Below are 26,992 nucleotides of genomic sequence, written 5' to 3' on the forward strand. Positions count from 1 at the left end.
CTAAATTTACTAAAACCGACTCTTACATCTTGTCTTTTGCGGCGACACCCATTAGCCCTAGAGCCGTTTTTATCGAGAGCGCGACGACGGCGAAAAGCTTTAAAAGCTCGTCTTCGTTTTCGCTGCCTACGACGCGATTTTCGTTGTAAAATTTATGAAAATTCGCCGCCAGGCTCTTTAGGTAGTCGCAAATTTTATTCATCGAGCGCGTGTTGAAACTATCGACTAAAATATCATTTAGCGTAAGCGCCTCAAATAATAAATTTTTGCCCTCCTCGCTCAAATTTGCAAACTTCACGCCCACTATATCGGCGACGTTTTTGCCCGCTTTTGCGAAAATTTGATTGATCCTTGCGTGCGCGTAGTTGATATAAAATATCGGGTTTGAGCTGTCCTCGCGCTTTAGCTCGTCCACGTCAAACTCCAGGTGCGTGTCGCAGCGCTTGCTAAGAAACATAAATCTAAGCGCCTCGCAGCCGATCTCCTCGACCACGTCGCTCATCAGCACGACGTTGCCCGCGCGCTTGCTCATCTTGTAGGCTTCGCCGTCTTTTAGCAGGCTCACCATCTGCGAAAGTATGATCTCGAGGCGATTTTCATCGTATCCAAGCAGATGCAGGGCGGCCTTCATACGCGCGATATAGCCGTGGTGATCGGCGCCCCAGATGTTGATGCAGCGATCAAATCCGCGCCTAAATTTATCGTCGTGATAGACCACGTCACCGGCTAGATACGTACCGCGACCGTCCTCGCGCACGATGACGCGGTCTTTTTCGTCGCCCACTTCGCTTGATTTTAGCCAGATTTTACCCTCGCTCTCGTATATGCCGTTCTCGTTTTTTAGGCGATCTAGCGTGAGAGAGAGTTTATCGTAGTAGCTCTTTTCGCTAGCCCAGTTTTCGATGAAAATTTGCGCGTCGGCTAAATTTTGCTTGATTAAAACCAGCACCCTATCCTTGCCAAACTCGGCTAGCTCGAGATTTCGACTCTCGTCGTAAAATATCTCTTTGCCGAATTTCTCTAGCGCTTCTTTTGCGATAGGCTCGATGTAGTCGCCGCGGTAAAATTTCTCCGGATACGCCACGCTCTCGCCGAATAAATTTTCACGCGCCCAAAGCGATATAGACGTGCCTAGAAGCTCGATTTGATTGCCTGCGTCGTTGATGTAGTATTCGGTTGCGATATTTTCGCCGATGTGAAGCCCGACGCGAGCCAGCGTATCGCCGAAAACCGCGCCTCTAACGTGCCCGATGTGAAGTGGGCCGGTCGGGTTTGCGCTGACGTACTCGAGCAAAATTTTCTCGCCGCTAGTTCCGCCGCCTTTTGCAAACTCGCTCGGATTTGCAAGGCTAGCGGAGGCAAATTTATCCAAAAATGCAGGCTTTAGTTTGAAATTTATATATCCGTTTAGCGCCGCAGCCTCGAAAACTTCGCTATTTTCAAATTTAGACGCTAGCTCGGCAGCTATAGCTACGGGGGATTTTTTGAGCTGTTTTGCTAGGCTAAAAGTAGGCATCGCGTAGTGCGCCAAGCCCTTATCTTTTGGCTTTTCCAGCGCAAAGTCAAAGCCTACGGCGCCTTTTATCTCGTTTATTACGCTTTTTTTCAACGCCTTTCCTTACGCGTTTTTAGCCGTATCTTCGGTTTTTGCGACGGTTGCGGTTTCTTCTTTTTTCTCTTCTACTTTTTCTACGTTCTCGGCTTTTTTATCGTCCTCCATTTCCGATTTGAAGCTCTTTATACCCTTGCCTAAGCCTTTTGCGAGCTCGGGGATCTTTTTCGCTCCGAAAAGCAAGACCACGATAAGTAAAATAATAAGCAATTGTTGGACGCTTGGACCCATTTTTTCTCCTTTTGATTTTCGTTATATTAGCATAATTTTATCAATTATTCCATTTGTTAATAATCTCTTTTGCGTCTAAATTTGACGTTTTTAGGCGCATCGAGTGCAAAATCCCGCGCAAATTTTCATAGCAGTTTTGCAGGTCGTCGTTTATCAAAAAATAATCGTACTCTAAGATATGCTCCATCTCGCCGACTGCGTTTATCAGCCGCTTTTCGATAGTTTGCGCGCTATCGGTGCCGCGATTTTGCAGTCTTGATTTTAGCTCGTTTTTGCTAGCCGTCGTGATAAAAACGGAGGTGATATTTTCGGCAAATTTTGATTTTGCGATATTAAAGCCCTGCACGTCGATATCAAAAATAGCTATTTTGCCCTCTTCAAGCGCCTTTAAAACGGGCTTTAGCGAGGTGCCGTAGTAGTTGCCGTGCACGAACGCCCACTCCAAAAACTCGCCCGCGTCTATGCCTTTTTTAAACTCGTCTTTGTTTATAAAATAATAATTCACGCCCTCGGTCTCGCCCTGCCTCGGCGCTCTTGTAGTGCTTGAGATAGAAAAATAAAGATCGTTTTCCTCTTTTAAAAGACGGCCTAAAAGCGTACTTTTGCCGCTGCCGCTGGGGCCGGAGACGATTAAAATTTGCCCCTTCAACTACTTTTCCTCAAAGCTTATATTGATTTTTATGTTGAGATTTTTTAGAGCTTCTCGCAGCTCGCCGTCTTGCAGCGAATTTTCCAGATTTTTTGCTACGGCGTCTGAAATTTGAGCCTTTAGCTCGTTTATCTTTGACGTCGTTTGAGCTTTTTGCGAGCTCAAATTCGCCGCCTCGCCGCCCTCAAATCCGCTTTCGTTAAGCGCTAATGCCATATCTTTTTCGCTGATTTGCTCGATGTCGCCGTACTCGCTCGGATGAGGCTTATGCGCTGTTTCGGGCTCGTTTTGAGCGGCTTCAGGCTCGCTGATTTCTTGCTCTTCTTGCTCAAAGTCGGCAAAAATATCTTCCGCGCTCTCCTCGTCAAAAATATCTTGCGTCAAATTTTCATCGTCCGCAGGCTCGTCTTTTATGGCTTCAAGTGCGATGTCAAATTCGCTCAAAGCGTCATCTTCAGCTTGCGCGTCTCGTTCTTCCGGCTCAAATTTCATCTCCTCGTCCGCAAAAATATCCTCTTGCTCGTCCGTTTCCTCTATCAAAAATTTATCGTTATCTTGCGTTCGGGTGAAATTTTGCACGGCCTCCGGTTCGTCTTCGCTCTCCTCTACGGTAAATCCCATCGTATCAGGCTCCGCTTCGTCCTGCGTTTCAGATTTGACGTCTCCAAGCTCGTCCGCCGCGTCAAATTTCTCGGCCGGATCATCGTCGTCCTCGGCGTCTTTAGCATCCCGCGCTGCGTCAAAATTTGCAGGCTCATCCTTGATCTCCTCATCCATGCCGTCTATTTCATCGATTTGATGCTTGATATCCTCGATGCTGCCGTCAAAGTCCAGCTCAAATTTATCCTCGGCATCTTCAGGCTCGTCTATCGTTTCAAATTTGACGTCCTCAAGCTCGTCCGCCGCGTCAAATTTCTCGGCCGTATCACCAGCATCCTCGGCATCTAAAATACCCTCTATATTGTCAAATTTTTCCTCTTTTGCATCGATTTCAAACTCATCCGGTTCGTCAAATTTAACCACTTCGTCGATAAGATCATCCAAATTTAAATCGTCTTCTTGCAGGCTTTCGCTTGATTCATCCATATCGTCTATTGCTTTGACGATCTCGTTTAGCTCGTCAAAAGCGCTTTCTTTGCTCTGTGGAGCGCTATCTTGTAAAAATTCGCCCAATTCATTATCTAGCGCAAACTCGTCCGTCTCCGTCTTCATCATCTCCTCTTTTAAGATGTCCTCGACCGGATCGCTCATAAACTCAAATCCGCTCACCGATACCTTGCCCGAGTCCTCGGCGTCCCTAACTTTGCCGGCCAGATACTCCACGATAGTGATAAATTCCGTCGGCAAAAACGGCTTTGGCAGTATTCTGTCCGCGTTCTCGAAAGTCGGGGAATGTTTAGAAGAAAGGTATAAAATTTTATTTGCGAATTCTTTTAGGTTCGTCTCTTTTACATCGATATCGCTGTCGATGATAAGCACCTCAAAAACGCCCTCAAGCTCGCTAACATCGCCGATCTCGACGTATTCGTAACCCATTTTGTTAAGAGCCAGCGTCGCCAAGCGCGATACGGCGGGATTGGCGTTTAAAAGAACGATTTTCACGAAAGGCCTCCTTTTTTAAACCTAAAAAACGTATTTTAAAATATTTTCCATTACTTCAAGCTTAGTTTTAGAAAAATAGCGACGGAAGGTCGTTGATAACGCGAAGAGCGAGCTGTTTAAAAAGCTCCATCATACCCGCCAGTATCGCGATCAATACGGCAAAGCCGATCGTGATCTTGATCGGGTAACCCACGACCAGCAGGTTAAACTGCGGCATCGTCTTCATCAGCATGCCGAAAATCAAATCAGAAAGCAGCGAAAGCGCCAAAATCGGGAAGGAAATGATAAACCCGAAAGTAAATAAATTTATCATAGACTTTGAGGCGTACTGCACGATATCAGGGCTCGGGTAAAAGCCGCCCAGCGGGACGTGCGTGAGAGAATTTGAGATAAAAAGCAGGATCAAATGATGCCCGTCGAAGGCCAAAAAGGTCATAAGCGCGAGGAAATTTATGATATTTGAGATCACTGGCGAGCTAAGGCCGGTCTGCGGATCAAGCACCGAAGCCATCGAAAAGCCCATAATCATCGAGATCTGCTCGCCCGCTAACTGCAAACTGGCAAAAACGATATGAAGCAGCAGTCCGGCGCAAACTCCCAGCGCCGCCTCGCTCACGATCTCGACGGCTAGATAATAGACCTCGCCGCTTTTAATGCTAGCAAGCGGGAACAAAAATAGCGTGAGCAAAAACGAAAACGCGGTCTTGACGCTCATAGGGATCTGCTCGTGAGCGTAAAACGGGAAAAACAGCATCAGCCCGCCGATACGCGCAAACAGCAGCATAAAGGTGATGACGCGCTCGGGCGCGAAAAACTCTACTAGCTCCACCTGACTCTTTCGTTTTAAATTTAAATGCCGTTATTTTAGGGTTAAATCCTTAAAAATTCGGTAAATTTTAGGGGCGAGTTTTGATATGCGCCAAATTTGGCCGTTTAAAAGGTGTTTTTAGGTATCTTTTTATAAATTCGCCGATTTTTCATAGCCTATTTAAGCATTTTTTATTTGATGGATCGCAAGAATAAATGGCCATTAAATTTCATTTTTTCTTTTATGGCGTTACGATACCCCCGGCTTTTGTTTATTTTTCGATCTATCATTTGCCGACGAATTTATAAATTTGATTTTATTCGGGATAAATTTTAAAATGACAAATCAAAATTTTTATTTTAAAATATCGACTTTATCGCAATATCCTCGCCAAATGTTTTTATTGGCCACGTTATTTTGGACATCGGGGTCGGCTACGCCCATATCGCATGCCCTTTGATAGTATCGCGCCGCCTGTTTACTTTTGCCAGCATCCTCGTAATACCCTCCAAAAACTCCGCATGCCATCCAGCTACCTATATCGCAAGACTTTTTCATATAAGCTTCGCCCCGAGCGACGTCTTGCTCCACGCCGATACCGCCAGTATACATCTTGCCTACGATTTGGCAGCTACCTACTAGCCGCCCGTCGTCGCAGGCTATCTTGTGATAGTCGATCGATTTTTTTAAATTTTTCTCTACACCTTGGCCGAATTGATACAAAACCGCGATCTGATAGCAGGAGTTATAAACTTTGCCCTTGCAAGCTTTTTCATAAAATTTAAATGCTTTTTTATAATCCCTGTTCGTTTGATAAAACGAATGATAAACGTCGTAAGCACCGCCAAGTTCATCGCAACTTAACATATCTCCGGCCTTACAATTCTTTTCTAATTCCGCCAACATCCCATTTGCCGACGCAAAAGCACAAAGCAACGCTAAACCAAAAACCGTCTTTTTCATAATATTTTCCTTAAAATAAATTTTATGTATTCTACCCCCCCCCCTTTTTTTTTTTTAAGAATTATTTAATCGGCCAAGTTTTATTTAAAAAAGTAATTATGTTTTCTTAATTAGATTTTTGATTGAAATTTTGAGACGAAAAATACAAAAGGTAGACGCGGCTTAGTTTTAAAATTTTACAAAAAAAGAAAACTCAAAAAGAAACAATTTAAATTTTTAGTTGTTTTACGGCAAAATTTATAAAGAGTAAGAAATTAGAATTCGTGGTTCAAAACGGAGCGTCGCAAGATAAATTTAGGTAAATTTGCCTTGAATCGGTTTAAATTTGCGGGCTCAAATTTGATGAAGTATGAATCCAAACCATCGCTAGCGGAAAAATAAAAATTTAAATAAATTCACCAGAAACCAAAGATAGTTTTTTATCTTCGAGGCGGTAAACCTCGTCGCATCTTTGCGCAAGCTCGTTGTCGTGAGTGACCAAAACAAGCGCCGCATCGTTTGCTTTGATATAGTTAAACAGCGTTTGCATCACTTCATTTGCGGTCTGTTTGTCCAGATTTCCCGTCGGTTCGTCGGCAAATATCACGCGCGGCTTTTTACAAAGCACCCTAGCGATCGAGACGCGCTGCTGCTGCCCGCCGCTTAGCTCGCCTACTTTTTGATTTAGCACGCCGTCTATCTTTAAATTTGACAAAATTGCATCGTCAATTTTTTGCGCGGATAAAACTGAGGCCAGCTCGATGTTTTCGTGCGCGCTAAAGCCTTTAAAAAGATAGTGCGCCTGAAAAATGATACCGAAATCAAATCTGCGGATACGCAAAAGCTCGTTTGCAGGTAGTTCGTAAAGCGACTTGCCGCCGTAGATAACTTCGCCGTTTTTGGGTCGCAAAAGAGTGGAGAGTATGTGGAGTATGGTTGATTTGCCGCAGCCGCTAACGCCCGTTATGGCGCAGCTGCCGCCGGCATTGACGCTTAAATTTACATCCTCAAAGAGCGCATAATCATACGCAAAGCCTAGATTTACGCCCTTTAAGATTTGCATTAAATTTAGCCTATTTGCGCCGCAACCTCGGCCGCAAAGTCCTCGTTTTTCTTTTCTAAGCCTTCGCCAAGCTCGAAGCGAACGTATTTTACTACCTCGATCTTGCCGCCTAGCTCTTTGCCTTTTTCTTCAACGACTTGCTCGATAGTTTTTTTATCGTCCATTACGTAAAACTGTCCAAGTAGCGTAAGGCGCTGATCAAGCACCGTGTTGTCGGCGTAAAATCTCTCGATCTTGCCGGGGATGATCTTATCCCAAATTTTCTCAGGTTTGCCCTCGGCTTTTAGCTCTTCTTCGATAGCTTTCGTAGCTTTTGCAAGCTCGGCATCGCCTATTTGGCAGCGGCTGGCATACTCAGGGATGTGGTGAAGCGGCTTGCCTAGGCGTTTTAGCTCTTCGTTATCTTTTTCAAGCTCGGCGCGAAGCGCGATAAATTCCTTCTCCACAAACTCTTTGTCAAGGTCTTTATAGCTTATTACGCTTGGCTTCATAGCAGCTGCGTGCATGCATAAATTTCTTGCAAATTCAGCCGCTTTGCTTGCGATTTCTGCGCTTTCGCAAGCTAGACCGATTAGCACGCCTACGCGGCCGTTTGAGTGCACGTAGCCATTTACTACGCCTTTATCGTCCGCTTTTATAGTCTCAAAGCGGCGAACGACCAAATTTTCGCCGATAGTAGCGATCTGGCTTTTGAAATAATCCTCAAATTTAACGCCGTTAATAACGCTTGAGTTTAGGCTCTCGACGTCTTTTATCAAATTTATCTGGATGTGCGCCGTAGTGTCTTTGGTCAAATTTTGAAACTGAGCGTTTTTAGCGACGAAGTCGGTCTCAGAGTTTATCTCGCTGATGGTCGCGGTCTTGCAGTGATCGCAAACAACAACGCTCACAAGACCCTCGCTAGCTAGGCGGTCAGCTTTTTTAGCGGCTTGACCTAGACCCTTTTCGCGCAGGATATCGACGGCTTTTTCCATATCGCCGTTAGCCTCGGTTAGCGCCTTTTTGCAGTCCATCATTCCGGCTCCGGTTGATTCGCGGAGCTCTTTTACCATTTGTGCGCTGATTTCCATTACTCTTCGTCCTCGCTGAAGTCTTCAGAGAAGTCTTCGCTCGCAGCCTCATTTACGACTGCGTCTTTTTCGGCTTGGCTTACGGCTTCTTTGCCTTCTTCTAGCTCGCCGCCGTCTTTTTCAAGCTGAGAGCGTCCCTCGATGATAGCCTCGGCCATCTCTTGGCAGAAAAGCTGAACCGAGCGGATCGCGTCGTCGTTGCCGGGGATCGGAAAATCTACGACGTCAGGATCGCAGTTTGTATCGATCGGAGCTACGACAGGGATTTTTAGGCGGTTAGCCTCGGCAACGGCGATTTTTTCTTTTACGGTGTCGATGACGAAAATCATATCAGGTACGGTTTTTAGGTTTCTGATACCGCCTAGAGACGCTAAAAGCTTCTCTTTTTTGCGGCGAAGCATTAGCGCTTCTTTTTTAGTTAGTAAATTTATAGAGCCGTCCTCCTCCATAGCCTCGATTACTTCGAGCTTGCGGATAGATTGGCGGATAGTGCCGAAGTTTGTCATCATGCCGCCTAGCCAGCGGTGATTTACATACGGCATGCCGCATTTTTCAGCATACTCTTTTAGAGTTGCGCCGGCTTGTTTTTTGGTGCCTACGAAAAGTATGGTTTTACCCTCTGCAGCCGCGTCGCGAACGACATTATAAGTGTAGCGGAAGTAGCGGATAGTTTTTTGTAGATCTATGATATAGATACCTTTTCTCTCGCCGAAAATGAATTTTTTCATCTTCGGATTCCATCTGCGCGTTTGGTGTCCGAAATGAACGCCGCACTCTAGCAAATCTCTCATTGTTACCATGAGTTTTCTCCTTGTGGGTTGCCCCGAAATTTAGGTTTCTCCTCCACACCCATTAACATTTGCTTTTAACAAACGCAACCAAATTTTAGGACTGGTGTGTGTGAATTGAAGCTTGGATTATATTTAAAAATAACTGAATTAAAGCTAAATTTAATATAATCCAAACTTCTGCACGGTTAAATTTTGCGCCGCAAAGACAAGATGACCACAAAGGTCGAGAGCAAGATTATTCGTCGAATTTAACAAAAATGAGCGCGTCAAACAAACTTGCAAAAATGCCGTAGCGCAAACAAGTCAAAGGTCATACTTATAGCCGATTAAATTCAGCAAACTCGCTCAAGCCGACTCGCAAAATTAATCGCTCGAATTTAAACCGTCGCACTGTAAAATAAATTTCGACCGAGCCGTAAGCTGCCGCAAATTTAAACTCGTTCGCTAAAATGCCCGCATCGCATCCGGCAACCAAGCCCGGCTCGTCAAATTTGCCCGCCGATCAAAGCGCCTATGTGAAACGCCGGGCAAAAACACAAGGTTCGGGCACTCGACTCAAATTTACGCCTCAAGCGAAAACCGTCCGTAAATTTAAGCGTGCCCGTTAAATTTAGGAATTTTCACTCAAAAAATCCCTTTTTCACGAGCTTGCCCTCTTTCACGCAAAACTCCCCTTTCGCGATCACGCTATCTAGGTTTAGAGCTTCGTCAAATACCGCAAAATCAGCGTCAAAGCCCGTTTTTATCTCGCCTTTGCCGCTTAGATTTAGGTATTTTGCGACGTTTTTGCCCATCATGCTTAGCGCTTGCGGGATGGTTAGGATTTTATTTTTGACGCAGGCTTGAATGACCTCTAAATTCGTATCGCACGAGGCGCAGCCGTAGCCCACTAGCGCGCCGTTTTCGTCAAATCTAGGCACGCTGCCGTTGCCGTCCGAGCTCATCGTTAGACGATCTAAATTTAGCCCGTTAGCAAGCCCGTAGGCGATGGCTTCGTGAAGCGGCATAAACTGGCTTCCGCCGCTCGTGATGTCGATGTAGCCGCCCATTTTTTGAAATTTGATCGCCTCGTCAAAGAGCTCCTTCGTCCGCGCGCAGTGTGTCGGCGAAAAGTAATTAACGGGGAACGAATAATCCTTGATCACGCTAAAAATCAGATCGAATTTATCCGCTAGCCCGCCCATATGCATATGCAGCACGCCGCCTTTTTTCGAGATCATGCCGCCGATGCGTATCTGCGTCAGGGTTTTGATGAGCTCCTGAGAGGTCGGGTAGCTGCCGCGGTTGTCGCTCATCGCGATCTTACAGCCGATGACCTTGTCGATGAGCACCAGATCGCGCGTGACGGAGCCCGTAAATGTAACGCTAGGCAGCGCGTAAGAGCCGGTGTGGATGAAGGTCGAGATGCCCTCGTATTCAAGCGCCTTGGCCTTTGAGTAGAGATTTTCCAGGCTCCTCGTGCATCCGTCGGTACCCAGCGTGCCCACGACCGTCGTCGTACCGTAGCGGATGATTTGCGATAGCGTTATTTCGGGCGTGCGCGAGTGATAGCCCGCCTCGCCGCCCCCGCCCGTGATGTGCACGTGCTGATCGATGAGCCCAGGCGCTAAAATTTTACCCTCTAGATCGTAAATTTCAAGCCCCTCAATACGAAAATCAAGCCCCTTGGAAACGGCCAAAATTTTACCTCCGCCGAGCAAAACGTCGCTCCTGCCGACGTGTTCTGGCGCGTATAGATCGGCATTTTTAAGTAACAGCATATTTTCTCCTTTGCTTTGGATTTTCATTTTAAAATTTACGTTTTTAGCTTATTTTGATTGCGATGTCACGCCGTCATTTTACATCAAATTTGATAAAAATCGGATATTTCGGTTTTGGTTAGCGAGGCGGACGCGGCGGATTTTTGAGATTGCCGCGATGAAATCGGCGCGTTTTGATAACCTCGGCAAAGCGAACGCGATATATTTTCGACGAAATTTGCAAAACAAATGCAGCGTATTTTGGGATGTTCGTTTGCCGACGACTCTTTTACGTGCGGTAAATTTTGACGCGTTTTAAGCGGCCGACTCGCGAAACGGCAGTTTGACAAAGCCGTCCGCGCCACAGACGCAACAAACAAATATAGTCGCCGACAACACATCGCTCAAATTTAACCTCCGTCGCGCCCGAAACCAAAACGCTCAAGATAGTCCGCAAACGCTAAATTTATTATACGGCGACAAAACCCGCTTAAATTTCGAATAAATTTGCAAAAACCTGCAAATTTGTATCCAAACGCCCTATTTATCCTAATCCGAAATCGAAACTCGGCTAAATTTCGCCTTAAATTTCGCCCAAACCGACTGATCGGTCGCAACCGCGCGTCCACTAAATTTTTACCGCTTTTTTGCGCTTCATTTATCGTTTCAGCGGCGCGTATCGGGCTTTTGGGTTAAATTTTTACGCTTAATGTATTTAAAAAACGACAAATTTTGCCGCAGCTTTAAAACGCCTTAAATTTACGGCGCTTTTTAGCTCCGCGCGATCGGCAAAATCAAAACGACGGTGCAAAGCCCGTTTAATAAAAATTTAAAAGCATGGGCTTTAATGCGCGGCGACGCGAATTTACCGCTTTTTCTCGAGCGGTTTTTACTTGCAAATTAACGACGTTTACGCGGTTTGCAAAAGCCGTTTTTGTATAAAAATTCGGCAATTTCGCCGTTTTTGGCCTCATACGGCTTTTTACAAAGTTATTGGATTTTACGCGGTTTTGCGAAAGTTTTGCAAGTAAATTCGGCGCGGCTTTATCCGCTTAGCTGCACGCTCTCCTCGATATTCATCAAGCCCGTAAATATCCGCTCCGCCGCTTCGCGCCGCTCGGCCGAAATCTCGAGCTTTTCGGCTTTTAAAAGGATATTTACGAGCTCCTCGTTTTGCAGAGTTTGGACGCCGAATTTCCTTGCATTTGCGGCGATTTTTGCCGCAAGATGATTTTTTGATTTAAAATTTTCGTAAGGCATTTTTCTCGGTTTTTGATAAAATTTGAGATTATTATAAAAAAATAGAGGTAAATTTATGCTCAAATTTCGCCGCAAATAAGGATTTCGTGTCAAATTTAATCTCTAAGCGACTTTTCGTCTATGTCCGCTCGATAAACGGCAAATTCGGCAAAATAATAAGCTTAAAATTTGATCGCGGCGATACGAACGAGCCTTAAAGCTCAAATTTAGACGCTAAAAACGGACTTTAACAAAGCGGCGGAAACAAATCGAATTGGGCCGACGGGCAGCCCGGTCCGCCGCATACCGTTTTGCACCGACGTTTGCGAAATTTCGCGCACATCTACGCCAAAATAAACCGTAAGCGCTGAAAATACGCTCACTCTATAACGGCTTCCCATTTTGAAGATTTGCATTTTTCGCATGGATAATTTTTAGCGATAATCCACTTAGTAATCTGTTCCGAAAAGGCCGCGATAGCCACGCCTCCTACGACGATAGCTATACATATCGGCATAGCAAAACCCGTTTAGGCAAAGATATACGCAACCCACGCCCAATAGCCGCCGCCGACCACGGTAGCGCCTATGATCTTAACAAAAAGGGCAAGATTTACCTCTTCGGCGTGTCCGCACTCTTTACATCTTATTTTCATAACAGCTCCTTAATTTAAACAAAATCAAGTAGAAATGGTATAATAATATAGAGCTTAAAATCCGTGAAATTAAGATTACCAAAAGCGTATATTCGGGGTTGCTTTTATCTGAAATTATAGGCCGAATTTAGCTGCCGTAAGGCTATTTTATCAATACAAATCCGCAAAATCGCCCCGTGATGCCGTCTCTACGATAAGAAAAATACCTCTCGTCGCAATGCGCGCAAATTTTGCTAAACCTGGCATCCCGCACGCCCAGCGCGGCAAATTCGTCCCGCAAAGCCGCGTCCATATCAAACCTCCCGTCCGCCTTGTATCGCGCAAACTCTCCGACGTCAAGCTCGCCGATCTCGTAGCAACCGCTCTTGATATTCGGCCCCACAAACGCCCGTATATCGCTCATCTTGCAGCCGTATCCGCGCGCCATTTCGTGCACGGCTTTCGTGCAGATACGCTTCATAACGCCGGCCCTACCGGCATGCGCCGCCGCCGCAACCCCGCGCCTTTCGTCGATCAGCAAAACGGGCGAACAATCCGCGACCAAAACGCAAAGCGCCGCGCCGCGCAGATTTGAAACGATAGCGTCGCACTCGGGGACGGGTTCGTTTAAATTTGACAACGCAAAAACGACGTCCGAGTGAATTTGGCGCATAAATTTTAGATTTTGCACGGAGATACCGAGCCTATTTGCTAAAATTTCACGGTTTTTCGCGACGCTCCAAGCTCGGTCGCCGACGTGATCTCCTAAATTTAGCCCCTCGTACGCAGCCTCGCTAACGCCGCCAAAACGCGTCGTAAAGCCCGCCGTAAATCGCTCGTTTTCAAAAACTACATCCAAAATTTCCCGCTTCATTTTTTCTTAAACTCTTTGCTCTTACGTTTGACCGTTCGTTATTTGTTTAAATTTACGGCGTTTGCCTGCTCGTAAATTTTGCCGCCGAATTTAAAAATTGCGGATAAATTCGTCGGAGCGACAGCCTGCGCTTTGTGGCCGATTTTTGCCTTGCAAGCCGCTTTTTGCAAATTTGACAAATTTGCCCGCTCGCAAAAACTCGCCGCTTTGTCGAATTTAACACCGAATTTGACTGCCCAAAACGGCTCTTGCGCATTTGCCGCTTCGTAAAGAGTGCGCTTTTGCAAGCTAGATCCATCGCCCCGCCTGGCACGCAAAACCGCTAAATTTAATATGCCGTTTCCGTGCGAGCTGGTAAATTTAGCGCGCCAAGTCAAAATCCGCCGCCAAATTTAACGGCGTCAAATTTAACCCGCCGTGCCTAATAAAGGCTCGCGATATGCTGCGACTCGTCCCAGCCGATCTCGCTTTTGCCGCCGTTTTGGGCACTACGGCCAAACTCCAGCTGCCTAGCCACGTAGCGCGCTAGCAGGTCGCTTTCTACGTTTACGCGGCGCCCCGGCTCAAACTCGCCAAACAAGCTCTCCTTAAAAGTGATCGGGATGATCGTTAGGCGCACGCCGGTCGGCAAAACTTCGTTGATCGTGAGGCTCACGCCCTCGACCGCGATGCTGCCTTTATTCGCCATCAGAGGCATGACGCTAAATGGCAAATTTATATAAAAATCAACCCCGTTTTCGTGCCGCTCTATACGCGCGACCTCGCCGATAGCATCGACGTGTCCTTGCAGCAGGTGCCCGTCTATGCGCTCTCCTAGCCGCATCGCAGGCTCGATATGCACGCGTCCGCGCAAATTTTCCGTCGCGATATGCGCTCTAGTCTCGGCGCTAAGCTCCACGCTAAAGCCGTCTGAGTGCAGCTGCGTCACGCTAAGACATGCGCCGTTTACCGCGACGCTATCGCCTAAATTCGGGCGGTATGCGGCTTTTAATCGCAGGGTATTTTGCGAATAGCTAGCAACCTGCGCGATCTCTCTAATCAGTCCGTTAAACATTTTTCGTCCTTAAATTTTGAGCTATTTTATAAAATTTAGCCTCAGAGTGGGCTAAATTTACCGCCGAAATTTAACCGCTCGCTTTTTGTCGCGGCGCAAATCTACAAAAACTCGCAGAGTAATCGCACTCGGCCTCGGCAAATTTTAATACGCCTTAAAAATATTTAAGATAAAAGAATTATCAAATAATAATCACAAAAACGATAAATTTGAAAATAGCAAATAGGCCTACTTAAGACCGGTATTTTAAAAGTAGCAAAGCGCGTAAAAACAACTAATCGCGCTTAATCCAAAGCCGATTTTGACGGCTGATTTTTGCGCGCCGTAGAGCAGGATGCTAACGGCGACGCCAACCAAAAAGCGGATAAACGCCTACCGTCTCGCACCCCTGTGCGCCGCTATTTTCGTCGTTTATAGCGTGCGAATTCGACGCCGCTTGCTCTCTTGCTTGCTCGCTAGGAGTTTTTAAAGCTCGCCAATAACGATAAAGTCGGCCTTTGCATCCACGTCCTGCGCCTATATCGGCTAAAACGCGAGGCTCTTTTAAATTTCGCTTCCGCGTAAAATTTTATTACGAAAGCCCGTGCCGCCTCCTGCTCGATCCTGCCGCTAAGCTTGTGATGGCTGTGTAGCGGATCGACTATGATGATCGCGCCGGTCAGACAAACCTTGATGCACGCAGGGCCGTTTTCGCGCCCGAAGACATATCGCATTTGATCGCGGTATCTTTCGCGCCCGCTTGGCTTTTCGAGGTGGATTTCGGCCCTACCGCGTAACTTATGAGTGGCATTAGCTCCGCGCCAGAGCTTATCGCGCCGTAAGAGCAAGCGATCGTGCGGAGTTTGCGGCCTATAAAATCTTCTCGCAAAGCTCAATGCGGTTATCGTTAAACCTGAGTGCCCGGCAGAACATACGTTCGCGCAAGGACCGTCATCGCACCGGCGACACTGCGCCATTATGACGCCTTTTGCTTGACGGGAGCACCGCAGTCTAGCTTTTGAAAGCTTACCGCACCCATAAGCACTACGAAAACAGGCCGCATCCAAGTAGCGCAACCGATACAACGTTTGTAATCGGCGATCACAAATTTATGTTGTTTCATAAATTCTCCTTTCTACTTGTTTTACGATTCTTGATTTCTCTTAAATCTTGAGCTAATTGTATTACTTTTAGAAATTTATTTCCGTCATTTGCCTGACGAATTTTGTATTTTTTAGATTAATTTTTATGAATTATTTATTTTTAAGTTTATCTTTAAATTTGCGGTAAATAGGCATTTTTTTAAATTTATACGAATATAAAAATATTACGTATAGGCTATCTGATACGCAAAATAGAGCATCTTGTCCCATAATGTTTTAAAAAGCTTAAGCTAAAATTTAACCAAAACCTTTAAAATTTAACGGAATACTTTTTGCTAGGACTTGACGTTAGTAATATAAAAGGATAAAAATGCAGATCAAAAACGGCGCTTCAAACGAGATTTTAAAGACCCTAGCAAACCGCGTCGCTCAAGGTCAAAAAGGCGATCAATTTTTAGCCGGCTCTACGCTTGCGGCGGCAAATTTGACGGATTTTGCCCAGATGCTGGATAAATTTAACGAAAAAGCAAGTTCAAACAGTGCGGCGGGTAAATTTGATGCGGATAAATTTCACGGCGGCGAGGCGAGTTCGTTTTTGCAAAATTTAGCCCGCAACGAAAACGAAGCGCAAATCTACGCAAAACTCGAGCGCGAAGCCAAAGAAGCCGCGAAAATGTTTAAGAAATTTGATTTTATGCAGATGATGACGAAGCTAGAGATGGGCAATCTAAAAGACGGCGAGCGAGCGGAAATTTTTGCCAAGATGAACAAAATCGCAAAGGAAATTTGACTTTAACGCGGGGGTAAATTTGTAAATTTAGTAGCGTATTTAACTCGTAGGCACGCACTTCAAAAAACGCCGAGCGTCGTAAAAATGCGTCGAGAATTTTAAATTTTGCAGATTTTATTTTCGCTCGTCGTTAAATTACTCGACACCGACCTCGGTTGATTTTATATGAAAAGTAAAATTTGACGCCGTTTTGCCAAACTGAGCACAAATTTTTCGCTCGTCACGCGCACAACCACTCAAATTTAATCAAGGAGCGTTAATGCAAAAAAGCGGATTTACGAAGGCTCTGTGCAGCGACGCACGGAGCGCAAAGATACCGAGCGAGCACGATTTTTTCGCGCCGCTCATCGGCGATTGGGACATATGGTGGACGGACGGCCTGCAGAGCGGCACGCCGCGCGAAATTAGGGGCGAGTGGCTCTTCGCGCGGGTTTTGGACGGATCCGCGGTGCAGGACGTGTTTATAGTGCCCTCGCGCGCGCAGCGGCTCGTAAATCCGCAACCGGACGCCGAATACGGCACGACGATAAGGATTTATGAGCCCGCAAGCGGGACGTGGGATATTTTTTACGGCTGCATAGGCACGGCGCTGCGCCTAACCGCGCACAAGGAGGCGGAGGAGATCGTGCTCGTGCAAAACGGCGAAGAGGCGATGCGCTATGTATTTTCGCAGATGAGCGAGGCGTCGTTTTCGTGGCGGAAGGAGCTACGAAGCGATGCGGGGCTCTGGCAGGTCGTCGCGCGGGTCCGTGCGCAAAGAAAAGCCTAGCCGCCTACAAAAAGAGATATACGATCTGCTTTTAGGATCGGTATAATGTCCGCGCCGCAGAAAAGCCTAGCCGTTCGCAAACGAGCTAGCTAGCCGAACTGCGCGCAAAAGTCAAATCGTTCGCAAAAGCCAAACCGCGCGTAGGAAAATTTAACCGCCCTTTTTAAAAACCAGGCTGCGTCTTTGCGTAAAATTTTAACCGCGAAATTTTGCCGCATCTGTGCGTAAATTTCACTCGAGGCTGGACCTCATTGCGCTTTTGCGTAGATTGCGGCCGAAAATTTAGCGCCCTAGCCTGTGCGTCAAAATTTAGCGCGCCTCCAGCCCATCCGCCTTTGAAATTTTAAAAAATTTAGCCGCAAATGTATGGCGCATAAAAACTCCCGCGGCGGTAAGCTACTGCGCCGGCAAAGACGGCAAGGCTGCGAGGTAGGCGCCGATACACCCGTCGCAAAAAAGGGTTTTGCAAATACGTCATCACGGATGAGCTTGGTGCCCTGCGGTTCGCGTATGAGGGGCTTTGGCTTTGGGCGGCGGATTGATACGCTTTCGCGTAGTGGGTATTGAGAGCAAGCGTGGCGAGCCTAAGACACGAACTTTACTCGATCAAGCGCTAAATTTTAAGGCGCCTGGCAGCAAACTCTGGCAAAACGGCCGAAGGCTATATGCAAACGATACTAAAAGCTAGCGCGGCGCATCAAGCGACATACCCAAAAAGACCTAGCGGCGCAAGTTTAAATTTAATCGCACCTTGCGCCCAAGGCTGCGGTTTTCTATAAAATTTCAAGTCGATGCCCTGCAAGCGCAAACGATACGGCGTCAGATATAAGCGCGAGCGCAAAAGCTTCGGTGCATATGCAAGCCGCATAGCGCTAACAAAAAAGCCAGGCGCAGATGCAAAAAAACAAGGCGTTGTTTGAGTAAAATTTGCCGCAGCCGACGCTACGGCTCGCACTACGTCGTCAAAGAACGTTCAAGCTCTGCGCGCGCAGGTATCTATGCAGCTCACACTTAAGCGATATGAAACAAACATAAATGCGATTAGCCTGCCGCTGCACAGGTTTTGCTCAGAGCAGACGACGCGGTGCGAGCATAAACGGCGCGATGAAATTTCATGTAAATTTCATGGGCAAGCCCCGCTATCGGCGGTCTAGCAAAAGGCCGCCTCGTAAAAGAGATCGACGCGCCGGGCGGGCAAACAAAACTCGCCGCAGACGCGCCGTTTGGTTAAAATTTAAGCGGCCTCGCAAAAACGAAGCCGTAAAATTCCCTCAAAATCCGCTCTAAAAACGGCTCAAATTTACCGCCGCCCTTTGGCATCGCGGGGGCTTAAAATTTATGCGACCCCGCAAAAGTGCCGCCAAATCGCGGGCTTAATTCGCAAGCGGAGCTAAATTTTAAAATTTGCAGCGATCAAAACGGGCGCTCTATCTCGTAAAGTAGATTTTTGTCGCCCTCAAAGCCTAGCACATAGAGCCGATCCGCGCCGACGGCGAGCGAATGAGGCTCGCTCATCTGTGGCATCTCGTAGGCCTGCACGACCTCGAGGCTGTTTTTATCGATGCTAAGCAGCGTGTTATACTCCCTGCTGTAGGCTAAAATTTGATCGCCCGCGCTCGCGGCCCCTACGACGTAGTAATCCTTAAAATTTCGCTTTTGCTTGAGCTCAAGCCCCTTGGCGGGCTTTAGATACGCCTCGGCGCTTAGCTTGCGTTCGCTTATTAAAAATTTGCCGATTACGACGTTTTTTACGACATCGTTGGGCGCGCTGATTATATACATAAACTTCTCATCCGCCGCAAACGCCAAAGCATACGCCTGCTTAGCCCGTATCATCGTAAGGAACGGCCGCCCGTCCTTGGTGTATCTATCGACGCCCTTTTCAAAGTAGCTGCCGTAATCGCCGCTGGTTTGTAAAAAAGTCCTATACTCTATCACCTTATCCATCGGCTCTTTGAGCCTTTTTAGCCCGTAGGCGGTCTTGTTCTGACCGATTACGAGCAGATCCTCTCCTACGAAGGCGCTCGCCGTCGTATGGCCTAGATTCCAGCTGTTTTGATAATCAAGCACCGCAAATTTATCGAAATTTTTAAGATCTTTCGTGAAGTAGCTACCCGCATACGAGGAGGTAAGGGCGAACTCTTGATTTTTCTCGTCGTATGAGACGCTTGCTATCATCTCGCCTCTGTTCATCTTTATCTCGATCTGCTTCGTGCCTAAAAGCCCTAGCTTCACAGCGCTGGGCACTGCACCGTCGGCAAAATTTTCGTTAAATTTTTTCGTATCGAATACGCCGCGGATATAGGGTCTTTGCGGATAATCCTTCTTGAGATTAAAGGATTTGAGCCTGTCCCATACGTATCTTTCCCACGTTTTGGAGCTCATAGCCAAATTTAAACTCATCCTATCGGTGGGCGCTTTGCCGCCGTAGGGCGGGATGCCGTTTGTAAAAAACGCCTGCACGCCGTTTGAGATAACGAGCGCGAAAGAGAGGTAGAAAACGACCTTGCCGTATGCGTTAAAGGGCTTGATCACGCTTCTTTGCCCGCTAAAATCGGCATTTAGCTCCGCGCTTTTTTTGATAAATATCAAAAAGAGGCTCATTACGATGACGACGGCCCAATACACGATCGCCGCCCACGTATAGGTTCGCACGCCCAGTATCGATGCGCCAAGCCCCATATCTACGTCGAGCTGGACGAAGTTGCCAAGATGTCTCAGCCCCATATGCATCCCGAATGCCGCGATGAAAAAGACCGCTACGACGTATCTGGGCCGCGGACCGTATCTGAGGATAAAAAGCCCGAGCAGCCCCACCAAGATCATACCTATGCGCTCCCACCAGCAAAGCACGCACGGGCTTTCTCCCACCACGTAACCCAGCCAGACGTTTGCGATGCCTACGGGGATCACCAAAATAAGCATGATCGCCGTCGCCATCAAGGCGTTAAAATTCTTTTCGCTAAAACACACGGCGCCCTCCTAGTAATTGCCCGAGCCAAATACCGAGCCGAACGTCGAGACAAACCACATACCGACCATAACGAAGCTTGCCGCCCCGAACAAGCAAAACGCGAGCCGCTGCCTTTGCGGGCGAAACATAAGCACATACATGCAAGCGGCGATCAAAACGAGCGTTAAAAACTCCATCGTCTCTCCTTGAGGTAAAATTTGAAAATCATTTTAAAATATTATAGTAAAAAATAAAAAGAAATTTGAGAGTAAATTTAAAAATTTCTAAAATTTTTAAATTTATAGCTTTGATAAAGCGAAACTCGCACGCGATCTTATCAAACTCGTATCAACGCTATTTCAAGCCTTGCGACGGCAAAAGCATAACGAAGTTTTTCGTAAAATTTCAACCTCGCGCGCCTTAAGCGCATTTTAGGTAGTTTCGTCAGCTGGCGCGGCGGCAAAGAGGGCTAAATTTAAGCCGAATTTCCTCGCCGTCTTTCCTAAATTTTTGTATATTTTATCTGTTTTTTGATAAAATCGCGAATTTTAAGGACAAGGAAAATTTAAATATGAATTATGATATTATCGTCGTCGGAGGCGGTCACGCGGGCATCGAAGCCAGCCTCGCCGCCGCAAGAATGGGCAAAAAAACGCTGCTAATCACCATCCTAGCCGAGCAGATCGGCGCAGCCAGCTGCAACCCCGCAATAGGGGGCCTAGCAAAAGGCCACCTCGTAAAAGAGATCGACGCTCTAGGCGGGCAAATGGGGCTAACGACCGATGCCGTGGGCATACAGTTTCGCGTGCTAAACGAGAGCAAGGGCCCGGCCGTGCGAGGCAGCCGCGCTCAGATCGATATGGACCGCTACCGCGTCTATATGCGAAATTTACTGCTAAATACGCCAAATCTTGAAATCAGCCAAGAGATCGCGACGCAAATTTTAAGCCGAAACGGCGAAATCACGGGCGTAAAAACCCACCTAGGCAACGAGTATAGAACAAGTAAGCTCATCATCACGACGGGCACGTTTTTAAACGGGCTCATACACGTCGGATTTAACAAACTGGAAGCCGGCCGCGTGGGCGAGCTAAGCGCTAAAAATCTAAGCGATAGCCTGCGTGATCTTGGCCTTGAAGTCGGTCGGCTAAAGACCGGCACCTGCCCGCGCGTGGACGCCAAAAGCATCGACTTTAGCGTGCTTGAGATCCAAGGCGGCGACGAGGAACCAAGCCCGTTTAGCTTCCGCACGCGGGACTTCGCGCCTACGCAGCTGCCGTGCTACATCGCCTACACCAACGAAACCACCCACGACATCATCCGCTCAAATTTCGACAAAGCGCCGCTATTTACGGGCCAGATAGAGGGCGTGGGTCCGCGCTACTGCCCGAGTATCGAGGATAAGATAAATAGATTCGGCGACCGCGACAGGCATCATCTTTTCGTCGAGCCGCAGACGCTAGAGGCCACGGAGTACTATATCAACGGCTTTTCTACGAGCTTGCCGTATGAAGTGCAGGTCGCGATGCTGCGCTCGGTCAGAGGCTTTGAAAACGCTCGCATCGTGCGCCACGGCTACGCGATCGAGTACGACTACGTCCAGCCAACCGAGCTAAAACACACGCTAGAGACCAAAAAAGCGCGCGGACTATATCTCGCGGGCCAGATCAACGGCACCACGGGCTACGAGGAAGCGGGCGCGCAGGGGCTGATGGCCGGCATAAACGCAGCGCTTGCGCTTGATGGCAAAGAGCCGTTCGTCCTGCGCCGCGACGAGGCCTACATCGGCGTTCTCATCGACGATCTAGTGACTAAGGGCACGAAGGAGCCATACCGTATGTTTACCTCCCGCGCCGAGTATAGGCTGCTTTTGCGCGAGGATAACGCCGTGCTGCGCCTAGGAGGATACGGCCGCGAGCTTGGCTTGCTAGACGAAGCAACGTTTGAGAAAATAGAAGCCATAAGGTCAAATTTGACTCGCGGGCTAGAGCTGCTAAACGGCACCGAGATCACGCCGACAAAGCGAAATTTAGAGCTTTTAGATAGCCTGGACGAGGAGATAATCAGCCAAAATTTGACCCTGCAAAAAATCGTCGCAAGAAAGAGCTTCACGGGTGAAAAGCTGCGCAAGCTGGATCCGTTTTTCGAGGCGCTTGACGAGGCGAGCTTGGAGCAAATTTTAACCGAAGCCAAATACCAGCACTACATCGCCGAGCAAAAAAAGCAGATCGACCGCATGAAAGATATGATGAGCGTGAAAATCCCCGAGGGCTTTAACTTCCGCGGTATCAGCGGGCTTAGTAACGAAGTGGTCGAAAAGCTCGAGAGATTCGCCCCGCCGACGCTCTTTGCGGCTAGCGAGATCAGCGGCGTGACGCCTGCTGCGATAGATATCTTGCACATCTATATAAAGATGAATGCGAGGGAGTCGCAGTAAATTTAGCGCCCACTCGGCAAAGCAAAACGGTAGCCTAAATTTAGAGCTTACCTTAAGGAGTAAAATTTGAGCGGTGCAGACGAAATTTCAAACGTCGGCGGCGATTGCCAAAGTTCAAATTTAGCAAATCCCGGCGCAATAAAATTTGCGAGAGATTACGACAAAGAGCCGTTAATCGTTAAAGATTATGCTTTGCATGCGGTGTTTATCTTGTCGTCCATCACGCTTGTTTTTGCGTTCGTCGTTTATTTTATTTTCGGCGATTATGAATACTCACTCACGGCATGCTTTATATTCGCATCAAATATACATAACTTTGTTGATTTTTTCAAATTTAAAAACCATTGCACGGTCGAATTCTCAGGCTCAGCCGTGCGATACAATGTTGCAAGTAAAATCAAAAAATCCATTCCCGCCAATCAAATAAAAAGCGTGGAGAAAGTTTTATTTCTCGGCTGCGACGGCTACGAATTTAACGCGCCCAAAAACCGCGTTCGCCCGCAAATTTATATATACGGCGGCATAATAGTAGCGTTATTTTTGATCGTTTTTGGCGAAATTATGCTCGTTTTAGGCATTGTCGCCTACTTGTTTTGTTCGCTGGTAACGATGAATTTGTTATCAAACGTTTTCGTAAATAAAAATTTTTCATTTGAAGCATGCGATGAATTATTGATTAAAGACCGCGCTAACGGCTTTATAGATTTTGTCTTTTCAAAAAGCAACCGTTTGGAACTAAAAAAGTATTTTTTGCTTAAAACGGGGCAAAATTTGGATAATCTCCAAAGAAAACCTATTTTATTTTAAGACCGGACGACAACGATAAAGACTAAATTTACGACCGAATTTGCCCGTCGCTTGGGCCTTTATTTCGGTTTAAATTTTACCGCTTTTGGGCAAATTTGGAGGATTTCTAAATCCGTTAAATTTAAATATATCTGCTAATCTCTATCAAATTTTCGTCCGGGTCGCGCACGTAGATTGAGCTTATCGCTCCAAGCGCGCCCGTTCGCGGCACTATACCCCGCTCTACGGCGATACCCGCAGCCTCCAACTCCTCTAAAACCGACTCAAGCGGCGTATCCGTAAGCAAGCAGATATCGGCCGTTCCGATGTTTGCGTTTAGGGCGTTTGGCAAAATCTCCTCGCCTTTTACGTGCAAATTTATCTTTTGCGAGCCGAAGGCCAGAGCTTTGCGTCCGTTTGCGAAATCAACCTCGCGCATACCCAGTACTCGCACGTAAAAATCAAGCGTCCGTTGTAAATCGGCGACGGTTAAAACGATATGATCGATCGAAGCGATACGCATAAATTTCTCCTTTTTAAATCAAATTTAATCGCACAAAGCCGATCCGCAATAGCAAAAGCTCAAATTTGAGGATTATCCTTACTACATAAATTTAAGCCCAGCAGCACAAAAGATTAACGGCAAGGCGAGCAAACCGCGTCAAAGCTAAATTTAAATTTTATCTCGTTTTAAGTCAGAAATTTTCACCCGATCAAATTCACGCCAAACTTTATAAATTTACCGCACATCGGCATCAAATTTTGCCGCCAAATTTAACTCTGTGAGCCAAATTTGTACGCAAATTTTACCCCAAGTCGCTTTAAAAGCAAAATGATAAATGATTGTTTAAAATTAATTTAAATCCTTGAACTATTTGCCAAAAAAATGAAATTTTAATTTTCACAAGGGTATAATGATACGTTTTAAAAAATCACTGAAAGGAAAATAATGTCCGTAAAACAAGAAAGACGAGATTTTATCGGTCTGGCGTTTGGCGCCGTAGCCGCCGTCGGCGGGGCTTTATCGCTTGTGGCCGTTAAAAAGACTTGGGATCCGCTCCCTAGCGTAAAAGCAGGCGCTACGTCGAGCTTCGACCTTAGTCCGATGCAAGACGGGGAGATGCGTCAGGTCGTATGGCGCAAACAACCTATTTTTATCCTCAAAAAAGACCCTTCTATGCCACCAAACGACAAGCGCGACGTCGTTGTCGGAGACGCGAGATTTATGATCGCGATCGGACTTTGCACGCATCTTGGCTGCATACCGCAATGGCAACCCAATAAACAAATATTTTTCTGCGCCTGTCATGCGGGAGAATTTAACGCCGACGGAGTAAATACTTTCGGTCCCCCTTCAAGACCGCTTGATATACCGCCTTTTAAAATAGAAGGTATGAAACTGGTGCTGGGCGAAACGAGCCCGGAGTACGAAAAGCTCGTAAATAAGGCATAGGGGGGAGAAAATGCAAATTCACAAATCAACGGGATTTTTAGACTGGCTGGATCAAAGGCTAGCCGTCAATAAACTGATGAAAGTGCTCGTCAGCGAATACTGGATACCCAAAAATATAAATTTCCTTTGGGCGATGGGCGTCATCCTCACGACGCTTTTCGTGTTACTTTTGGTGACGGGTTTTTTACTCGTTATGTACTACAAACCGGATATAAATTTAGCCTTCGATAGCGTAAATATGACTATCATGAAAGAGGTCGAATACGGCTGGCTATGGCGTCACATCCACGCAGTCGCCGCATCCGTGATATTTCTGATCATCTACATACACACCTTTACCGCGATCTACTACGGCTCTTATAAAAAAGGCCGCGAGATGATTTGGCTAAGCGGTATGTTGCTTTTTATCTTGTTCTCGGCCGAAGCCTTTAGCGGATATATGCTGCCTTGGGGACAGATGAGCTTTTGGGCGGCAAAGGTCATAACCCAGCTCTTTGGCGCAGTGCCTTTCATCGGCGACGCTCTAGTAGAGTGGATCAGAGGCGACTATATACCTAGCGACCCGACTTTGACGAGATTTTTCATGCTTCACGTCTGCTTGCTGCCGCTTGTTTTGCTAGTTGTTATCGTCATTCACTTTTACTCTTTGCGCATCCCGCACGTAAATAACGAAACCGGCGAGGAGATAGACTTTGAAGTCGAGGCTGAAAAATACCTAAGCGGCGATAAGAAAAACGCTAAAGTCATTCCGTTTTGGCCGGGCTTTTTGGCAAAAGACTTTATGTACATCGGCTTTTTTATGATATTTTTCTTTTATCTGGTCTGTTTTCAGTTCAACTTCGCGATGGATCCGATAAACTTCGAACCGGGCAACCACCTGAAAACACCTCTGCACATATATCCGGAGTGGTATTTCTTGTGGGAGTATGAAATTTTACGCGGTATCCCGTCTGAAAATCTAGGCCTGATAGCCTTTGCGGTCGCGGGCGTGTCGTTGTTTTTCATGCCGTGGCTCGACAGGAGCGACGTCGTGGCTCCGGCTCACGAGAGAAAGGGCTTTTTCGTTTGGTTTTGGTTACTTATGATAGACCTGGTCGTGCTTACGATATTTGGCAAGCTCCCTGCCGACGGCGTGACGTTAGGTATCGATAACTCGGCCATAGGCTTTGCCTCCTCGGTGGCGTTTTTCGCGCTATTTTTTGTGGCGCTACCGATCATCACTACGCTTGAAAAAAGGAGCGCCAAATGAGAGAGCTTAAAATTTTAATCATCCTAATCATCTTTACCGGCGTTACCTACTGGGGCATCGAGCCCTATGCGCATCAAGCGATGCATCCGCACGTAGCGGATACAAACTACGACTTTAGCGCCCAAGACGCCGAGCAAGGCGAGCTAGCCGTAAAAAATAAAAAGGACGCATTAGCAAACGCCGAAGCTTCCGGCGACGCTAAAAAAATAGAAAACGCCAAAAAAGAGCTCGAGCAAGCCGAAGCGAACCTAGAGAAATACAAATCCTTTTGGGCGGATATAAATGCGATAAATTTTGCTAAAGGCGACGCCAAAAAAGGCGCCGAGGTCTTTGCAAACGCGGGCTGCGCCGGCTGTCACGGCCTATCCGCCGCCGGCATGCCCGATCCTCTTGACGTAAACGCATCAAGCGAGGCTTACGGCGTAGTGCCGCCGGATCTCAGCACCGCAGGCTATCTATACGACGAGAAATTTTTAGCTGCCGTCATCAAAGACCCGGCTACCGCGCTAAAACTAACGCACAAATTTAACGACGAGCATCCTTATCCGATGCCTCCGTTTTTCGGAGCCGGCGGAGAGGATCCAAACGCCGAGCTAGCCGATATGGTCGCGTATCTAAAATCTATCGCGCCAAAAACGCTTAGCGACGCCGAGGTATTCCGCGACGCGTGCCAAAGATGCCACGATATGAAATACGAAAACGTCTTTATGCTAACAAACAGCGCAAAACTAGCCGAGTATATGGGCTCAAATCCGCCCGATTTATCTATGATGATCCGCTCGAAGGGCGATGATTATCTGCATAAGTTCATCAACGACACGCAAAAAATGCTAGCCGGAACCGCTATGCCGCGCGTCGGACTAAATAAAAAGGCCGAGGATCAAGCCGTAGCCTATATGGCAAAAGCCGGCGACGAGAAAAAGGCCGAACGCGAGAGCCTAGGCATCTACATTATGATTTATTTCTTGATATTCGGTATCTTCGGATGGCTTTGGAAACGCAAAGTCTGGAGCGAACTACACTAAAATTTGAGCCCGTTTCGGGCTCTTTCTTTTTTTATTTTTAACTACTTTTTACAATTTTTAAATTTCTCTTGATTTAGTTCTCTGACGAATTTGATATAATAAATCAGTATGGAGGTATTTGTATTATATAAATGAAAGGA

Annotated in this window: 27 protein-coding genes and 1 pseudogene; 8 read left to right on the plus strand and 20 right to left on the minus strand. The window is 46.9% G+C overall.

The features are described from left to right. Positions 1–22 precede the first annotated feature (22 nt). The 17 genes from argS to CRECT_RS12770 all read right to left on the minus strand — a co-directional run bounded on the left by argS (position 23) and on the right by CRECT_RS12770 (position 15,410). A complete protein-coding gene (gene argS, locus CRECT_RS09005) occupies positions 23–1,609 on the minus strand; it encodes an arginine--tRNA ligase (protein ID WP_004318276.1) in 1,587 nt (528 codons plus the stop codon). 9 nt (positions 1,610–1,618) lie between these two features. Next, positions 1,619–1,843, minus strand: coding sequence for a twin-arginine translocase TatA/TatE family subunit (locus CRECT_RS09010; protein WP_004318537.1), 225 nt, complete (start codon positions 1,841–1,843; stop codon positions 1,619–1,621). Positions 1,844–1,883: 40 nt separating this feature from the next. Further along, the gene (gene gmk, locus CRECT_RS09015) at positions 1,884–2,492 is read right to left on the minus strand and encodes a guanylate kinase (RefSeq protein ID WP_004318270.1); all 609 of its coding nucleotides are present in this window, start codon (positions 2,490–2,492) and stop codon (positions 1,884–1,886) included. Then, positions 2,493–4,094 carry a putative sodium/potassium/calcium exchanger gene (locus CRECT_RS09020; RefSeq protein ID WP_004318360.1) on the minus strand — a complete coding sequence of 534 codons (1,602 nt, stop codon included), beginning with the start codon at positions 4,092–4,094 and terminating at the stop codon, positions 2,493–2,495. Between the two features lie 67 nt (positions 4,095–4,161). Beyond that, complete coding sequence (gene fliR, locus CRECT_RS09025; protein WP_004318543.1) at positions 4,162–4,923, minus strand: flagellar biosynthetic protein FliR; 762 nt, start codon at positions 4,921–4,923, stop codon at positions 4,162–4,164. Between the two features lie 333 nt (positions 4,924–5,256). Beyond that, positions 5,257–5,769: a tetratricopeptide repeat protein gene (locus CRECT_RS09030; RefSeq protein ID WP_171992717.1), complete on the minus strand. Its 513-nt coding sequence runs from the start codon at positions 5,767–5,769 to the stop codon at positions 5,257–5,259. Between the two features lie 481 nt (positions 5,770–6,250). Then, a complete protein-coding gene (locus CRECT_RS09035) occupies positions 6,251–6,907 on the minus strand; it encodes an ABC transporter ATP-binding protein (protein ID WP_004318291.1) in 657 nt (218 codons plus the stop codon). Positions 6,908–6,912: 5 nt separating this feature from the next. Further along, entirely contained in the window at positions 6,913–7,977 is a 1,065-nt protein-coding gene (gene tsf, locus CRECT_RS09040; protein WP_004318642.1) for a translation elongation factor Ts, read from the minus strand. Beyond that, positions 7,977–8,777 (minus strand): 30S ribosomal protein S2, encoded by an 801-nt coding sequence (rpsB, locus tag CRECT_RS09045; protein WP_004318396.1) that lies wholly within the window; start codon positions 8,775–8,777, stop codon positions 7,977–7,979. The genes tsf and rpsB overlap by 1 nt, the downstream gene beginning before the upstream one ends. 611 nt (positions 8,778–9,388) lie before the next feature. After that, a complete protein-coding gene (iadA, locus tag CRECT_RS09050) occupies positions 9,389–10,528 on the minus strand; it encodes a beta-aspartyl-peptidase (protein WP_039887836.1) in 1,140 nt (379 codons plus the stop codon). A 1,023-nt stretch (positions 10,529–11,551) separates the two neighbouring features. Next, positions 11,552–11,767: an acetyltransferase gene (locus CRECT_RS09055; protein WP_039887866.1), complete on the minus strand. Its 216-nt coding sequence runs from the start codon at positions 11,765–11,767 to the stop codon at positions 11,552–11,554. Between the two features lie 508 nt (positions 11,768–12,275). Further along, a complete protein-coding gene (locus CRECT_RS12990) occupies positions 12,276–12,401 on the minus strand; it encodes a hypothetical protein (RefSeq protein WP_004318347.1) in 126 nt (41 codons plus the stop codon). 142 nt (positions 12,402–12,543) lie between these two features. After that, positions 12,544–13,254, minus strand: a complete 711-nt coding sequence (locus CRECT_RS09065) for a purine nucleoside phosphorylase YfiH/LACC1 family protein (protein ID WP_004318571.1) — start codon at positions 13,252–13,254, stop codon at positions 12,544–12,546. Positions 13,255–13,292: 38 nt separating this feature from the next. Next, the gene (locus tag CRECT_RS09070; RefSeq protein ID WP_004318390.1) at positions 13,293–13,631 is read right to left on the minus strand and encodes a hypothetical protein; all 339 of its coding nucleotides are present in this window, start codon (positions 13,629–13,631) and stop codon (positions 13,293–13,295) included. 44 nt (positions 13,632–13,675) lie between these two features. Further along, positions 13,676–14,308, minus strand: a complete 633-nt coding sequence (locus CRECT_RS09075; RefSeq protein WP_004318580.1) for a riboflavin synthase — start codon at positions 14,306–14,308, stop codon at positions 13,676–13,678. 455 nt (positions 14,309–14,763) lie between these two features. Continuing rightward, the gene (locus tag CRECT_RS09080; protein ID WP_227932274.1) at positions 14,764–15,264 is read right to left on the minus strand and encodes a 4Fe-4S dicluster domain-containing protein; all 501 of its coding nucleotides are present in this window, start codon (positions 15,262–15,264) and stop codon (positions 14,764–14,766) included. Next, entirely contained in the window at positions 15,264–15,410 is a 147-nt protein-coding gene (locus CRECT_RS12770; protein WP_227932276.1) for a hypothetical protein, read from the minus strand. Before CRECT_RS12770 ends, CRECT_RS09080 begins: the two co-directional genes overlap by 1 nt. A gap of 350 nt (positions 15,411–15,760) precedes the next feature. Here CRECT_RS12770 and CRECT_RS09085 point away from each other — a divergent pair, with 350 nt between their 5' ends. The 3 genes and pseudogenes from CRECT_RS09085 to CRECT_RS13255 all read left to right on the plus strand — a co-directional run. Then, the gene (locus CRECT_RS09085) at positions 15,761–16,180 is read left to right on the plus strand and encodes a hypothetical protein (RefSeq protein ID WP_004318629.1); all 420 of its coding nucleotides are present in this window, start codon (positions 15,761–15,763) and stop codon (positions 16,178–16,180) included. A gap of 259 nt (positions 16,181–16,439) precedes the next feature. Beyond that, entirely contained in the window at positions 16,440–16,949 is a 510-nt protein-coding gene (locus tag CRECT_RS09090) for a hypothetical protein (protein ID WP_004318382.1), read from the plus strand. 1,132 nt (positions 16,950–18,081) lie between these two features. Beyond that, positions 18,082–18,168: pseudogene (locus CRECT_RS13255) on the plus strand (FAD-dependent oxidoreductase); the annotation flags it as partial. A 194-nt stretch (positions 18,169–18,362) separates the two neighbouring features. Here CRECT_RS13255 and CRECT_RS09100 read toward each other — a convergent pair. Both CRECT_RS09100 and CRECT_RS09105 read right to left on the minus strand, forming a co-directional pair. Beyond that, entirely contained in the window at positions 18,363–19,922 is a 1,560-nt protein-coding gene (locus tag CRECT_RS09100; RefSeq protein ID WP_004318622.1) for a disulfide bond formation protein B, read from the minus strand. A 9-nt stretch (positions 19,923–19,931) separates the two neighbouring features. Beyond that, entirely contained in the window at positions 19,932–20,099 is a 168-nt protein-coding gene (locus CRECT_RS09105; protein WP_004318441.1) for a preprotein translocase subunit YajC, read from the minus strand. Between the two features lie 374 nt (positions 20,100–20,473). On the opposite strand from CRECT_RS09105, the gene mnmG reads away from it, so the two are divergent. Further along, positions 20,474–22,339: a tRNA uridine-5-carboxymethylaminomethyl(34) synthesis enzyme MnmG gene (gene mnmG, locus CRECT_RS09110; RefSeq protein ID WP_004318638.1), complete on the plus strand. Its 1,866-nt coding sequence runs from the start codon at positions 20,474–20,476 to the stop codon at positions 22,337–22,339. 66 nt (positions 22,340–22,405) lie between these two features. Beyond that, positions 22,406–23,146, plus strand: coding sequence for a hypothetical protein (locus CRECT_RS09115; RefSeq protein ID WP_004318405.1), 741 nt, complete (start codon positions 22,406–22,408; stop codon positions 23,144–23,146). A 121-nt stretch (positions 23,147–23,267) separates the two neighbouring features. Here CRECT_RS09115 and CRECT_RS09120 read toward each other — a convergent pair whose 3' ends face one another. Next, the gene (locus CRECT_RS09120; RefSeq protein ID WP_004318268.1) at positions 23,268–23,648 is read right to left on the minus strand and encodes a VOC family protein; all 381 of its coding nucleotides are present in this window, start codon (positions 23,646–23,648) and stop codon (positions 23,268–23,270) included. Between the two features lie 426 nt (positions 23,649–24,074). On the opposite strand from CRECT_RS09120, the gene CRECT_RS09125 reads away from it, so the two are divergent. Genes CRECT_RS09125 through CRECT_RS09135 form a run of 3 tightly spaced genes read left to right on the plus strand, consistent with a single transcriptional unit; the run spans position 24,075 to position 26,852 of the window. After that, positions 24,075–24,578, plus strand: a complete 504-nt coding sequence (locus CRECT_RS09125) for a ubiquinol-cytochrome c reductase iron-sulfur subunit (RefSeq protein ID WP_004318632.1) — start codon at positions 24,075–24,077, stop codon at positions 24,576–24,578. Between the two features lie 10 nt (positions 24,579–24,588). Further along, positions 24,589–25,827 carry a cytochrome b gene (locus CRECT_RS09130; protein ID WP_004318559.1) on the plus strand — a complete coding sequence of 413 codons (1,239 nt, stop codon included), beginning with the start codon at positions 24,589–24,591 and terminating at the stop codon, positions 25,825–25,827. After that, a complete protein-coding gene (locus CRECT_RS09135; RefSeq protein WP_004318503.1) occupies positions 25,824–26,852 on the plus strand; it encodes a c-type cytochrome in 1,029 nt (342 codons plus the stop codon). Before CRECT_RS09130 ends, CRECT_RS09135 begins: the two co-directional genes overlap by 4 nt. Positions 26,853–26,992 lie beyond the last annotated feature (140 nt).

Source organism: Campylobacter rectus (assembly GCF_004803795.1).
Lineage (GTDB): Bacteria > Campylobacterota > Campylobacteria > Campylobacterales > Campylobacteraceae > Campylobacter_A > Campylobacter_A rectus.

Excerpts from the sequence above, each read along its gene's own strand:
- CRECT_RS09010 (WP_004318537.1), bottom strand. The coding sequence starts at position 1,843 with ATGGGTCCAAGCGTCCAACAATTGCTTATTATTTTACTTATCGTGGTC.
- CRECT_RS09030 (WP_171992717.1), bottom strand. The coding sequence starts at position 5,769 with ATGTTAAGTTGCGATGAACTTGGCGGTGCTTACGACGTTTATCATTCG.
- CRECT_RS09035 (WP_004318291.1), bottom strand. The coding sequence starts at position 6,907 with ATGCAAATCTTAAAGGGCGTAAATCTAGGCTTTGCGTATGATTATGCG.
- tsf (WP_004318642.1), bottom strand. The coding sequence starts at position 7,977 with ATGGAAATCAGCGCACAAATGGTAAAAGAGCTCCGCGAATCAACCGGA.
- rpsB (WP_004318396.1), bottom strand. The coding sequence starts at position 8,777 with ATGGTAACAATGAGAGATTTGCTAGAGTGCGGCGTTCATTTCGGACAC.
- iadA (WP_039887836.1), bottom strand. The coding sequence starts at position 10,528 with ATGCTGTTACTTAAAAATGCCGATCTATACGCGCCAGAACACGTCGGC.
- CRECT_RS09055 (WP_039887866.1), bottom strand. The coding sequence starts at position 11,767 with ATGCCTTACGAAAATTTTAAATCAAAAAATCATCTTGCGGCAAAAATC.
- CRECT_RS12990 (WP_004318347.1), bottom strand. The coding sequence starts at position 12,401 with ATGAAAATAAGATGTAAAGAGTGCGGACACGCCGAAGAGGTAAATCTT.
- CRECT_RS09065 (WP_004318571.1), bottom strand. The coding sequence starts at position 13,254 with ATGAAGCGGGAAATTTTGGATGTAGTTTTTGAAAACGAGCGATTTACG.
- CRECT_RS09075 (WP_004318580.1), bottom strand. The coding sequence starts at position 14,308 with ATGTTTAACGGACTGATTAGAGAGATCGCGCAGGTTGCTAGCTATTCG.
- CRECT_RS09080 (WP_227932274.1), bottom strand. The coding sequence starts at position 15,264 with ATGGCGCAGTGTCGCCGGTGCGATGACGGTCCTTGCGCGAACGTATGT.
- CRECT_RS12770 (WP_227932276.1), bottom strand. The coding sequence starts at position 15,410 with ATGAAACAACATAAATTTGTGATCGCCGATTACAAACGTTGTATCGGT.
- CRECT_RS09085 (WP_004318629.1), top strand. The coding sequence starts at position 15,761 with ATGCAGATCAAAAACGGCGCTTCAAACGAGATTTTAAAGACCCTAGCA.
- CRECT_RS09090 (WP_004318382.1), top strand. The coding sequence starts at position 16,440 with ATGCAAAAAAGCGGATTTACGAAGGCTCTGTGCAGCGACGCACGGAGC.
- CRECT_RS09105 (WP_004318441.1), bottom strand. The coding sequence starts at position 20,099 with ATGGAGTTTTTAACGCTCGTTTTGATCGCCGCTTGCATGTATGTGCTT.
- mnmG (WP_004318638.1), top strand. The coding sequence starts at position 20,474 with ATGAATTATGATATTATCGTCGTCGGAGGCGGTCACGCGGGCATCGAA.
- CRECT_RS09120 (WP_004318268.1), bottom strand. The coding sequence starts at position 23,648 with ATGCGTATCGCTTCGATCGATCATATCGTTTTAACCGTCGCCGATTTA.
- CRECT_RS09125 (WP_004318632.1), top strand. The coding sequence starts at position 24,075 with ATGTCCGTAAAACAAGAAAGACGAGATTTTATCGGTCTGGCGTTTGGC.
- CRECT_RS09130 (WP_004318559.1), top strand. The coding sequence starts at position 24,589 with ATGCAAATTCACAAATCAACGGGATTTTTAGACTGGCTGGATCAAAGG.
- CRECT_RS09135 (WP_004318503.1), top strand. The coding sequence starts at position 25,824 with ATGAGAGAGCTTAAAATTTTAATCATCCTAATCATCTTTACCGGCGTT.